The organism is Flavobacterium melibiosi (genome assembly GCF_048158545.1).
Taxonomy (GTDB): domain Bacteria; phylum Bacteroidota; class Bacteroidia; order Flavobacteriales; family Flavobacteriaceae; genus Flavobacterium; species Flavobacterium melibiosi.
Window position 1 is genome coordinate 60,391 of the sequence record NZ_JBLNKU010000010.1, and the last position, 13,342, is coordinate 73,732.

Below are 13,342 nucleotides of genomic sequence, written 5' to 3' on the forward strand. Positions count from 1 at the left end.
TTTATTTATTTTTGCTTTAAACCTTATAGAATAAGCCCTGCCATCAGTTTTTGCAACCAAAAAAGAATATCAGGAATTACATCAATTTTTTTAAACCGAGCAAATATATAATTAACGTTAAGATTAACCAATTTATTTATTGATTAATCTCAAAAAAAAGACTGCTAATGTGCAGTCTTCTCTCTTTTATAATTAAAATATTATGCTAAAATCGATTTCAAGGCATCATTCATTTGTCTAACGGCATCAGCACTTTTAGCAAACAAAGCTTTTTCTTGCTCATTTAGTTTAATATCCAAAATTTCTTCCACTCCATTTTTACCAATAATACAAGGAACACCGATACAGATATCATCTTGACCGTACTCTCCTTCTACAAAAACAGAACAAGCGATCATTTTCTTTTGATCGTTCAAAATACTGTCCACCAAGAAAGCAACTGAAGCTCCCGGAGCATACCAAGCAGAAGTTCCTAAAAGCCCTGTAAGCGTAGCTCCACCTACCATAGTATCAGCAGCTACTTTTTGCAACACTTCTTCCGAAAGAAATTCAGTTACCGGAATTCCGTTATAAGAAGCCAAACGCGTTAAAGGAATCATAGTAGTATCTCCATGTCCACCGATAACCATTGCCGAAATATCATTAGCCGGTTTGTCTAAAGCCAAAGATAAATACGTTCTAAAACGAGAACTATCCAATGCTCCACCCATACCTATAATTCTATTTTTTGGTAATCCTGTAGATTTCAACGCCAAATAAGTCATCGTATCCATAGGATTTGAAACTACCACTATAATAGTATCTGGCGAATGTTTCAATACATTTTCAGCAACTGTTTTCACGATTCCTGCGTTGATACCTATTAGTTCTTCACGAGTCATTCCTGGTTTTCTAGGAATTCCAGATGTAATTACCACTACATCGCTTCCTGCTGTTTTAGAATAATCGTTAGTAACACCTGATACTTTGGTATTAAAACCAGTATTTGTAGCACACTGCATGATATCCAGAGCCTTACCTTCAGCAAAACCTTCTCTAATATCCAATAATACTACTTCGCTAGCAATTCCTCTATAAGAAATTACATCTGCACAGGTTGCACCTACATTTCCTGCTCCTACAATGGTAACTTTCATATTTCTTCGTTTATTTGGTTATTTGTTTAACCGTTGAATCGATTAAACAAATAACCAAATCAACGAATAAACTTTTTAATTAAGCATCAATATTTGCGTAAACAGCATTTTTCTCAATAAATTCTCTTCTTGGTGGTACTTCATCACCCATTAACATAGAGAAAACTCTATCGGCTTCCGCCAAACTATCAATAGTTACCTGACGTAACGTTCTGAAACCTGGATCCATTGTAGTTTCCCATAATTGCTCCGCATTCATCTCTCCAAGACCTTTATAACGTTGAATTCCTGCACTTCCGCCCATTCTTTCATTCGCTTGATCACGTTGTACGTCATTCCAAGCATATTCTTTCTTATTTCCTTTTTTGACTAAATACAAAGGTGGTGCTGCAATATATACGTGTCCTTCTTCGATTAATTCTTTCATAAATCTAAAGAAGAATGTCAAGATTAAAGTAGAAATATGACTACCGTCGACATCGGCATCACACATAATAATCACTTTATGGTAGCGTAATTTTTCAATATTTAAAGCTTTACTATCTTCAGCAGTTCCAATTGTAACTCCAAGAGCAGTAAATATATTTCGGATCTCTTCGTTTTCAAAAACTTTGTGATGCATTGCTTTTTCTACGTTCAAAATCTTACCACGTAAGGGCAAAATAGCTTGAAACGCACGATCGCGACCTTGTTTTGCAGTTCCACCTGCCGAATCTCCCTCGACAAGGTATACTTCGCATTTTGCAGGATCTTGTTCGGAACAATCCGATAATTTTCCTGGCAATCCACCGCCACCCATTACGGTTTTGCGTTGTACCATTTCACGCGCTTTTTTGGCTGCGTGACGCGCTTGTGCTGCAAGAATTACTTTTTGAACAATGATACGAGCATCATTTGGATTTTCTTCCAAATAATTTTCAATCATTTCACTCACCGCTTGACTCACTGGCGAAACAACTTCTCTGTTTCCAAGTTTCGTTTTTGTTTGTCCTTCAAATTGTGGTTCCTGAACTTTTACAGAAATAATAGCTGTCAATCCTTCACGGAAATCGTCTCCTGAAATATCAAATTTCAGTTTATCTAACATTCCGGATGCATCCGCATATTTCTTTAATGATCTGGTCAAACCAGTTCTGAAACCTTGCAAGTGCGTTCCTCCTTCATGCGTATTGATATTATTCACATAAGAAAAAATGTTTTCCGTATAACTTGTGTTGTAAATTAACGCCACCTCAACTGGAATTTCTCCTTTTTCATGATCCATAGAAATTACGTGTGCAATAATTGGCTCACGGTTTCCATCTAAATAACGGATGTATTCTTTTAAACCTTCGTCAGAATGAAATACTTCTGATACAAAATTTCCATCTTTATCTTTTTCTCTTTTATCTGTAAATGTAATAGTAATTCCTTTGTTCAGATACGACAATTCACGCATACGAGCTGACAAAGTATCATAAGAATACTCTACTGTTTGCGTAAATATGCTTGGATCTGGATAAAAAGTAACGATTGTTCCTCTTTTAGTCGTTTCCCCAATTTGTTTAACTGGATATAACGATTTTCCCTTTTCATATTCTTGTTCGTATATTTTTCCATCGCTACTGTGCACTGTAGCTCTCAAATGATTTGACAATGCATTTACCACAGAAACCCCAACACCGTGAAGTCCTCCAGAAACTTTATACGAATCTTTATCAAATTTACCTCCGGCACCAATTTTGGTCATTACAACCTCCAATGCTGAAACTCCTTCTTTTTTATGAATACCTACTGGAATACCACGCCCGTTATCTTCAACAGAAACAGATCCATCTTCATTAATATCAACTATTATGGTATCACAATGACCTCCCATTGCCTCATCGATAGAGTTATCTACAACTTCATAAACTAAATGATGCAGTCCTCGAACACCCACATCTCCAATATACATCGAAGGACGCATTCTTACGTGCTCCATTCCTTCTAATGCCTGAATACTATCTGCTGAATAACTGTCCTTCTTGATTTCTTCGCTCATATATATTTTATTCTAAAAAATGTAATTTTTGTCTAACACGCAAATATATAAAAACGCAAATTATATAACCGTTAAATTCCCTTTTTAAGCCCTTAAGTTATTAACAAAGAAATGTCAATAGCAATTTCAAAAAACAATTTCAATAACTCTGATAAAACTCAAAAACAAAACTCTAAATTCCAAAATGAAACCCAATATTAAAAAACAAATTTTCAAAACAAACATTCGCATGCCGCCTTGAAAATTTAAATTTATTACAATTATGTTTTGAAATTTACATTTAATCAGATTGTTTTAACAATTGTCATTTTATTATTGCTGTTTTTCGCTATTTTTCATTGACATTGCTATTGACATTGCAATTTTAAACGGCACACCTGTTTTAGCAATTTCAGTATCTGCCTGTATGTGTGCTGCATTAGCTCTTCCGCTTGGATCTTGGTTTTCTTGCCATTTTGGAATCCATTTCCTAACCGTTTGTGCCGCACTTACTTGCGGATAATATTTATTAAATATTGATCTGTAAAAATAAGCTTCTTTAGCTACAGGAGAATTGTATGGAAATTCTGCTGCAGCTCCGGCTAATTGCTCATCAGTAACTTGAGAAGAACAGTATTCAATTAATTGATCGATCCAGTTATACCCTACTCCATCAGAAAACTGTTCTTTTTGTCTCCATAAAACTTCTTCAGGAAGATATGGGTTATCTGGAGTATCAAATGCTTTTCTCAATATGTATTTTTCTTTACCATCATACGTTTTAGGCATCTTTTCTTCTGCTTTGATACGAACTGCCATATCCAAGAAAGCTTTGTCTAAAAACGGAACTCTAGCCTCTAATCCGTGAGCCATCGTTGATTTATCTGCTCTTAATAAATCGGCAGTAAATAATTTTTGAACCCTTTCGATTGTTTCCTTTTGAAAATCTTCCGTTGAAGGTGCATTTCTAAAATACAAATACCCCCCAAAAATCTCATCTGCACCTTCTCCTGAAAGCACCACTTTTATTCCCATATCAGTAATCGCTTTAGACAAGAAGTACATGGGTGTACTTGCTCTTATTGAAGTCACATCATAGGTCTCTAAATGCCAGATTAATTTATCCAAGATTTTAATTCCTTCCTCTATCGTAAAGTGGATTTCATGATGCTCAGTCCCCAAGTACTCTGCTACTTTTCTGGCAGCTGCAGCATCTGGTGCATCAGCATATAAACCAATAGAGAATGAATGTAATTTTTTACCGCTTTCCGCTAATAATCTAGAAGCAATTGCCGAGGTCAATGAAGAATCTAATCCTCCTGAAAGCAATACCCCAATTGGCACATCACTCATCAAACGCTTACGAGTCGCTTCAGTCAAAGTCTCTCTAATTAAAGCTAAATCTAGATCTTGGTCTGCTTTTAAATAATCTTCATATTCTGGTTGGTAGTATTTTACAAAACCTGTTTTTTGAGTGTAATAATGTCCCGGAGGAAAAGTAGAAAATGTTTTACATTGATCCGCAATAGGTTTCATCTCCGATGAAAAATAGATTCTTCCTCTTTCGTCCAAACCATAATACAACGGTTTTACTCCCATTGGATCTCTTCCAGCTATAAAATCATCGCCATCTATTACTACAAAAGCCCAGTCTCCATCCAGTATATTGCAAAAATCGTAACCAAACTCTTCGTACAAATGCACAATAACCTCTGAATCTGATTTAGTTCTAAAAGTATGTCCTTTCAAAACACCATCTCTTAATTCCTGATGATTGTATATTTCACCATTATGAACCATGTAGGCCGTTTTTGTGCCCTGTATCGGTTGTTTTCCGGAATGCAAATCGATTATAGATAAGCGTTCATGACTTAAAATATGTCCTTTTTCCGTAACATGTAAATCACTTTCATCCGGACCACGATGCGTCATTCTTTTTGAAAGTTCTCTAACTGATTGCTCCTCTTTTCCTCTTCCAATAATGGCTAATATTCCGCACATAACACTATATTTTTATTTTTTACCAATTCAACTAGACAAATATGCGATAGCAGTTACAAATACAAAACACAAACACATTATTTAGTTAATATTTAAAACAAAAAATTAAATTTTACATTAAAAATGTAATTTAAACATCCATAAATTAAAATATCCTATTACAATTATAGATTATCAAAGACTGACAACTCCTTTATTTGACTTTCTTGCCTTTTAAATACGTGTTGGTTGGTTTCATTTTCACTATTTTATTTTCTTCCACTTTCATTAAATCCTGATCGTACATTACAAAATCAGCCCATTTTCCAACTTCCAAACTTCCTTTTTCTTTTTCTTCGAAATTAGAATAAGCTGCCCAGATGGTCATCCCTCTTAAAGTTTCGGCTCTGGTTAAAGCATTTTCCATTTGAAAACCATCTTTTGGATATTCCTTACTGTCTTTTCTGGCTACGGCAGCATGAAAAGTCAGCATCGGATTCACTTCCTCCACAGGAAAATCTGTTCCTAATGCTACCATCCCGGCTTTTTGAAGCATTTTTTTATAAGCATACGCATTTTTTAGTCTTTCTTTTCCCAATCTATCTCCAGCCCAATACATATCAGATGTCGCATGTGTAGGTTGAACAGATGGAATAATTCCTAATCTGAAATAGTCAAAATCCGCTTCACGCAAAACTTGGGCGTGCTCAATTTTCCATCTTCGGTCTTTTGTATCCTCTAAAACTTCTCTGTATATTTTTAAAATCACCGTATTTGCTGAATCTCCAATAGCGTGTGTATTTAGTTGAAAATCCGAAGTCGCAATTTGTCTTGCAACTTCTTTTAATTCCGAAACAGGAGACAACAAAGCACCATATTGTCCAGGCATGTCAGAATATGGATTGTGCATGCAAGCACCACGAGAACCCAAAGCACCATCTCCATACATTTTAAAGGAACGTACATTTAGATTATCCGTTTTATAAATTCCTTTTTTTAGATATAAATCGATATTTTTTTGATTTGCAGTAATCATAGCATATACATTTAGCTTCATCAATTTTGCTTTTTGTAAACTATCCATCAAATGAATAATATCCGGATCTAATCCCGCATCATTTACGGTTGTCAATCCATAATCAAACATAACTTTTTCGGCATCTAACAAAGCTGCTATTTGTATTTTACGAGTTGGTTTTGGAATTATCTTAAAAACTAATTCCATTGGATTATCGACTAAAATTCCTGTTGGTTCACCATTTGCAATTTCAATCTGACCGCCAACAGCTTTAGTATTTTTTGTAATTCCTGCTAATTTCAACGCTTTACTGTTAACGATTATCGCATGCCCGTCTACTCTATTCAATACTACAGGAATATCAGGAAACACAGCATCCAATTCCGCTTTTGTTGGATACTTTTTTACTTTCCAATCGTTTTGATCCCAACCGTTACCAACAATAAACGTTGGATTCTTATCTTTTTGAAAAGCTTTTAAACGTGTAATTATTTCGGCCATACTTTTGGTACCGCGCAAATCAGCTTCCTGTAAGCTTAACCCATAGCTATAAAAATGGCAATGCGCGTCAATCAAGCCAGGATAAATAAATTTTCCTTCCCCTTCTATCGTATTCTTAGATTCATATTGTTTTGCAATTTCACGATTAGTACCAATAGCCACTATTTTCCCCTTATCGATTGCCATAGCCGAAGCCTTCTCAAAGGAGTTATTGATCGAGTAAATAGTTGCATCTGTAATAATGGTATCAACGGAAATCTTATTTTTTTGACCACAGGAAATCAATAAAAATAAAGCAAGAAATAATGTAATAGATTTCATAGTAAGCAATTTAGTTATGCTAATATAAAAAAACTCCGTCAAATTATTTTAGACAATGCGTAATTATAACGTTTTTTCAAATTGCATCCTTCTCTACAAATATATTTCCCATAAAAAAACGCTCTCGAAAAGGAGAGCGTTTTGCGTATTATAAAATCTTAATTAAATTGTGTTTATGCTTTTACATACGCATCATCATGCACACTAGCCACCGCTCTTCCGGATGGATCATTCATGTTTTTGAATGCTTCATCCCACTCTAAAGCAATTTTTGTACTACACGCTACACTTGCTTCTTGTGGAACACATAAAGCTGCAGCATCACTTGGGAAATGATCGTGAAAAATAGAACGATAATAGTATTCTTCTTTAGAAGTTGGTGTTTGCAATGGAAATCTATATTTAGCATTTGCTAATTGCTCATCTGAAACCGCCTCAGCAACCACAACTTTCAAAGAATCAATCCAACTATAACCAACACCATCACTAAATTGTTCTTTTTGTCTCCATGCCACACTTGCTGGAAGCATATCTTCAAAAGCTTTACGAACTACCCATTTTTCCATTGGATGTTCTTTGTTTATCATTTTATCTTGTGGGTTGATTCGCATTGCCACATCCATAAATTCTTTATCCAAAAACGGAACGCGCCCTTCAATACCCCAAGCAGCTAAACTTTTGTTAGCTCGCAAACAGTCATACATGTGTAATTTACTTAATTTACGTACGTTCTCTTCATGAAACTCTCTTGCGTTTGGCGCTTTGTGAAAATACAAGTACCCTCCAAAAAGTTCATCCGCTCCTTCACCTGACAAGACCATTTTAATACCCATTGATTTAATAACTCTCGCCATTAACCACATAGGTGTTGATGCTCTAACAGTAGTCACATCATAAGTTTCCAGACTATAAATCACATCACGAACAGCATCTAAACCTTCTTGGATAGTGAATTTAATTTCATGGTGAATGGTTCCAATATGATCTGCAACTATTTGAGCTGCCGCTAAATCTGGAGAACCATCTAATCCTACCGAAAAAGAGTGCAATTGAGGATACCAAGCATCGGCAACATCTCCGGATTCGATACGTTTTTGCGCATATTTTTTGGCCACAGCCGAAGTAATAGAAGAATCTAACCCTCCAGAAAGCAATACTCCATAAGGCACATCACTCATCAATTGTCTGTGAACCGCTGCTTCTAAAGCCACTTTAATTTCGTCAATGCTGGTTGCGTTGTCTTTTACTGCATCATAATCAACCCATTCTCTTTTATACCACTGTACAAATTCACCGTCTTTGCTTGACAAATAATGTCCCGGAGGAAATAATTCGATTTTTGTGCAATATCCTTCTAAAGCTTTCAATTCTGAAGCAACATAGAATGTTCCGTGTTGATCCCAACCGATGTACAATGGAATAATTCCCATGTGGTCACGAGCAACAAAATACTCGTCTTTTTCAACATCATAAATAGCAAATCCAAAAATTCCGTTCATTTCATCTATAAAATGAGGTCCTTTTTCTTTGTAAAGTGCTAAAATAACTTCACAGTCACTTTCCGTTTGAAAGTTATATTTTCCTTCAAATTGTTTACGTAATTCTCTGTGGTTATAAATTTCACCATTCGCCGCTAAAACAAGTTGTTTATCTTCACTGAATAAAGGTTGTTTACCCGAAGCTGGATCCACAATCGCCAAACGCTCATGAGACATAATAGCTTTTTCATTACTAAAAATTCCGCTCCAGTCCGGTCCACGGTGACGGATAATTTTAGACATTTCTAATACTTGCGGTCTTAAAACTTCCGCTTTTTGTTTTAAATCAAAGGCACATACTATTCCGCACATAACTATATATTTTTATTGTTTTATTTATTTTGATAGGGCAAAGATGCGACAGCAGTTACATTTATAAAACACAAATGGCTATTTTGGTTTTAAATTAAAATCAAATACTGAATTTTACACTTAAAATGTAATTAAAAAACAACGAAAACAGTTTTTGAAGTTTCAGATTGTAAAATAGAACGAAGATAACACGCACGTAAATAACAGATTTTATTCAATATCCTGAATAATAAACAATTCCTGCATCTGGATATTTAAGGCTTTACAAATTTTATAAAGAGTAGTTATTGAAGTACTTATCTCTCCCCTTTCTATTCGACCAACTTGATTTTTGGGGATATTTGCATCATACGACAAGGTAGCTTGAGAAAGTCCTTTCAGAATTCTAGTATCTCTGATTTTATTTCCAACAGATTTTATTAGTTCTATCTCGTCCAATTCTTTCACACAGTAAAAATGCTACCATCTAAAAAATTATCAGGACACAAATTTGTGTTTTAAATCTATTTTTAATTACATTTGGTGGTATTAGTAAAAAAAATCGTCCAAATGAGGAAACCCGTAAATAATCGATTTTTTAACTTTTTAAGTTTACTACAGATTTTAAATCATCAATTAAAAAAACGAAATGAAAAAAATTAAATTATTCGGATTAGGATTATTATTGGCATTATTATCATTGTCTTGCTCTAAAGATGAAGAATCTACTTCTAGCCCAACATCATTGATATTGCCAAAAAAAATGAATTATATTGAAAATACTGATTATGGATCAGTGGGGCAAGATTCTTATTTGACCTATGATGGAAACAAATTAATTAGTCTTATTACTGATGGTCGTTGGAAAAGTGTGTTTACTTATACTGGAGATCTAATCACGAAAATCGAAAACTTTGATTCTAACAAACTGTATTCAACAACAGATTACAGCTACACTAATGGTAAGTTGGCTTCCAGATTTATAAAAAATATTGAAATTCAGCATCCTTATTCTTATATGACAAATTATGTTCATAATACAGATGGTACAATTTCTTATTCTTCAACAAATGGCAACGGAAAATTAACTTTCAAAGATGGAAATCTTATAAATGATGGACATACAACATATGAATATGATACAAAAAACAATCCTTTCAAAAACATATTGGGTATAAATGTATTATCTCTTGATGATGATAGTGAGGTAAACATTAATGTTTCTAAAAATAACTGTATCAAAAGTACAGAGAATGGATATTCATCAGCAAATACTATTACTTATAATGCTAACGGTTATCCAACAGTAGATAAAGAATATTATGATGGTAGCACTACAGGCTATGCTTCTTTTAAATACTTTTATGAGTAATTTGTTAAGTTTTTAAAACATAAAAAGATATAAATACAACAGATGGGTATTTCAATAGCAGTAATTATATTTCAAATAGGAATTTTTCTATCAATGACCTATGCTGGTTATAAAGGAATTTGGTATTTGAATATATTAACTATAATAATTATCATTTTTACATTAGCCAATGTTCATACTTCTCCTCTAATGATACTGCAATTTTTCACAGTAATTGCAAGTTATAGTTTTTGTTTAAACAGAATTGGAGTAAATAAATACCCTAGATTTAATATTCCCCGAAAAAAGCATATTATTGAATTAATTTTAATTACACTTCTTAATGTCGCAATATTAAGTTTAATTATATATGGTTGGGGACGGTTTACTATTTATTATTTTGAAGAAAATTATGAAAGTTTGGCTAATGAGTGGTTTTTTCAAATAACAGGTTTGATTACTTATATTATTCTATTTGGCTTTTTTTTTGTGATCTCTACTCTTCGGTTTGATCATTTATATAAAACAGCAAAAGAACTCTTTTCACGCTTTTAAATTTTAAAAAATATAAACATTATGGGTTTAATAGTCTCAATAATTGTATTTGGAGTAATTTTTTACTTGCTTAAAAATACCAAAAATATTTTCAGTAAAATACTCACTTTTATAATAATTGTGATTGTAATAGCTGTTTTTATGGCAATGGCTAAAGGCTGAAAAACACATCCTCAAATCAGGGACAGAACACTGATAAAACAGATTTTTATTCAACACTCTCAATCAAATACTTCGTTCCATTAATCTCAAACGAAAAACCCACTTCATTCCCCATCAATTTATTCCCCAAAGGAGATTGAGGCGACAAGGCAATGACATTTATTCCTTCAATATTGATTTTTGGAAGCGCTGCACTTAAATAAAGATAAATCCCATTGGCTTTGACCAAACTTCCCACAATAATAGTTTTGGCAATTGTAGTAGCATCTATTTTGTCTAAAACAGCTTTTTGAGACAACACTTCCCTCAATTTACGATTGAGTTTTTCCTGCTCGATGTGCATCATAGACAAGGCAGTTTCGTGTTTGTCTCCAGCAGAACCTTTGGCATCGTTCTTAGAATCTTCGGTAAGCGCCACAATCATATCCTTGAAAACATCGATTCGATCCTGAACTAATTGCAGATAATGGGTATGTATTTTTTGTTTGAAAGTCATAGTTAAATGGGAAAATAAAAAAAATCACCACAAAAGGCACAAAGGAATTAAAAAAGACACAAAGATTGTTTCGTTATTTTGAATTCTCCTTTTGCGTCTTTTGCGTTAAACTTTGTGCCTTTTGTGGTTAAAAAAAAATTAAAAATCAAATTTATAGTTCGCTCCTAAAATCACTTGAAAACCCTGAACCGGATAATTCAACCATTTTTCATAGGCTTTATTGGTAATATTATTTGCCCTTAGAAAAGCAGTCAATCGGTCGCTATATTTGAATCCAACATTTGCATTTACATCAAAATAAGATGATAAAGTAACAGGCGTTGGCTGAACCACATAAACCAAATCCCTATTAATTTGAAAATCTTTACGCTCGCCTACGTAAAACACATTTGCACCAGCGAACCATTTTTCAGTTATATTAAAATCCAAACTTGAATTAATTTTCACAGCTGGTAAATTCCAGGCTTCTTGTTGAAAATCGTTTGTAAAACTGCTGAAAGTTCCATTGATTCCGAAAGACACATCTTTAGAAAAGTCAGCTTTTAATTCCCCATAAAAACTCAATGTTCTCATATCGTCATACACCACTTGAAAGGAATTCCCATAAGCATAGTCCCGATTGGTTGTGTTTTCATTATAATCATTGCTTTTAAACAAGGCTTTATTTCTTTCATTCACATACGAACCTCTAATGTTATAACTCACACTATTAGCCAGTTTCCCTTTTAATCCGGCATAAATATCATATTGCTGATCCGTTGGTCCAATATTTAATGTTGGAGACAGAAACGGATTGTCATCGACAAAATCCTGATAGGAATTTTGCTCCAAATTCCCTTCGGCTCCGGCATAGAAAATCATCAAATCACCAACAACTTTATAGGAAGCGTTGATTTTTGGATACACAAAAAACGTATTATTACTATTTTCATTGTCTAAACTATAGAATAAACCAGCTCCAATATTCAGCGTCCAATCATCTTTCTGCATTACAAAACTTGGTGCAATACCAAAATTAGTAAAACCATATTTTACAGGTTGTGTATTCGTATTTGAATAATTTTCTTTGAAACTGCCGCCAACATAATCAACTATTATATCTGTTTTCACAGCACTATCCATAATATCAAATTGCACAGTTGGCTTAGCATAAAATCTATTTTCTGAAGACTCAAAAGTATCCGAAAAATGACTGAATTTAAGGCTCATTTTATTAAAAATACTTTCGTCAAACTCTACATTCCCTCCTAACGATATTGTGCTATATACTTGCTGTGGTTTTATACCATTAATTAGAATCAACCTGTCCTGAGTTGACAAAGCACTCCCAAAACCAGCTGGTAATCCATACCAGTTGTAAATTTGATTTTGGTATCCCAAATCTACATTCCAGGAAAGATCGTTTTGGTTTGAACCGTACATCAAATCAATCGATGTGTCATAAAAACGATCCTCTAATACTACCTTTTTAATCCCTCCTTGTGACGAGTGATGGCGAAACATTCCACCTACGTAATCTGTATTATTAATGTCATGATTTACGAACAATTCACCAATAAAAGTTCCATAATTTCCAAGTCCAAAAGTCGCGTAGTTTTTAAATAAATGGCCTTGTTTTTCTTTCTCCACTCCTTCTGCCTTTCCTTTAGACGGAGTAAAAGTCGATGCTACCGGAAAAGAGAAAATGGTGTATTTTACCGTTTCTTTTTTAGTATTTTCTTCTTCATCAAGCGAAGGCGTCTCCTTTACTTTGAAAGCATCCGAAATGGTTGGCGTGTAGGGTTTCACAACATTTACTGTTTCTGTCCCAATTTGTTCCTTTTTTTGTGCAAACGAAAATTGAGAAACTAAAAGAAATAAAATCCCCACCCCAACCCTCCCCGAAGAGAAGGGAGTCGAGAACGTTACGATATTATTTATAAACGATATTACTTTATTTTTAAATGTCATGTTTTATTTTTTTACTTCTGATCTTTTTACTTCTAACTTTT

At 33.9% G+C, this 13,342-nt stretch carries 10 protein-coding genes; 2 read left to right on the forward strand and 8 right to left on the reverse strand.

Translation table 11 applies throughout. From position 1 onward, the window contains the following. Nucleotides 1-200 precede the first annotated feature (200 nt). The 6 genes from mdh to ACM55F_RS12850 form a co-directional block, all read right to left on the reverse strand. Nucleotides 201-1,136: a malate dehydrogenase gene (gene mdh, locus ACM55F_RS12825; RefSeq protein WP_416854195.1), complete on the reverse strand. Its 936-nt coding sequence runs from the start codon at nucleotides 1,134-1,136 to the stop codon at nucleotides 201-203. Between the two features lie 79 nt (nucleotides 1,137-1,215). Beyond that, nucleotides 1,216-3,159: a DNA topoisomerase (ATP-hydrolyzing) subunit B gene (gyrB, locus tag ACM55F_RS12830; RefSeq protein WP_416854196.1), complete on the reverse strand. Its 1,944-nt coding sequence runs from the start codon at nucleotides 3,157-3,159 to the stop codon at nucleotides 1,216-1,218. A gap of 312 nt (nucleotides 3,160-3,471) precedes the next feature. Beyond that, nucleotides 3,472-5,139, reverse strand: coding sequence for an asparagine synthase B (gene asnB, locus ACM55F_RS12835; RefSeq protein WP_416854197.1), 1,668 nt, complete (start codon nucleotides 5,137-5,139; stop codon nucleotides 3,472-3,474). A gap of 193 nt (nucleotides 5,140-5,332) precedes the next feature. Further along, nucleotides 5,333-6,958, reverse strand: coding sequence for an amidohydrolase (locus ACM55F_RS12840; RefSeq protein WP_416854198.1), 1,626 nt, complete (start codon nucleotides 6,956-6,958; stop codon nucleotides 5,333-5,335). A 173-nt stretch (nucleotides 6,959-7,131) separates the two neighbouring features. Next, complete coding sequence (asnB, locus tag ACM55F_RS12845) at nucleotides 7,132-8,808, reverse strand: asparagine synthase B (RefSeq protein ID WP_416854199.1); 1,677 nt, start codon at nucleotides 8,806-8,808, stop codon at nucleotides 7,132-7,134. Nucleotides 8,809-9,018: 210 nt separating this feature from the next. Continuing rightward, nucleotides 9,019-9,255, reverse strand: a complete 237-nt coding sequence (locus ACM55F_RS12850; protein ID WP_416854200.1) for a helix-turn-helix domain-containing protein — start codon at nucleotides 9,253-9,255, stop codon at nucleotides 9,019-9,021. 181 nt (nucleotides 9,256-9,436) lie between these two features. On the opposite strand from ACM55F_RS12850, the gene ACM55F_RS12855 reads away from it, so the two are divergent. After that, nucleotides 9,437-10,159 (forward strand): hypothetical protein, encoded by a 723-nt coding sequence (locus tag ACM55F_RS12855; RefSeq protein WP_416854201.1) that lies wholly within the window; start codon nucleotides 9,437-9,439, stop codon nucleotides 10,157-10,159. A gap of 42 nt (nucleotides 10,160-10,201) precedes the next feature. Further along, nucleotides 10,202-10,693 (forward strand): hypothetical protein, encoded by a 492-nt coding sequence (locus ACM55F_RS12860; RefSeq protein WP_416854202.1) that lies wholly within the window; start codon nucleotides 10,202-10,204, stop codon nucleotides 10,691-10,693. 208 nt (nucleotides 10,694-10,901) lie between these two features. Here ACM55F_RS12860 and ACM55F_RS12865 read toward each other — a convergent pair whose 3' ends face one another. Together ACM55F_RS12865 and ACM55F_RS12870 are read right to left on the reverse strand one after the other, a co-directional pair. After that, entirely contained in the window at nucleotides 10,902-11,351 is a 450-nt protein-coding gene (locus ACM55F_RS12865; protein WP_416854203.1) for a hypothetical protein, read from the reverse strand. A 138-nt stretch (nucleotides 11,352-11,489) separates the two neighbouring features. Then, nucleotides 11,490-13,301, reverse strand: coding sequence for a TonB-dependent receptor (locus tag ACM55F_RS12870; RefSeq protein ID WP_416854204.1), 1,812 nt, complete (start codon nucleotides 13,299-13,301; stop codon nucleotides 11,490-11,492). Between the last annotated feature and the right edge of the window lie 41 nt (nucleotides 13,302-13,342).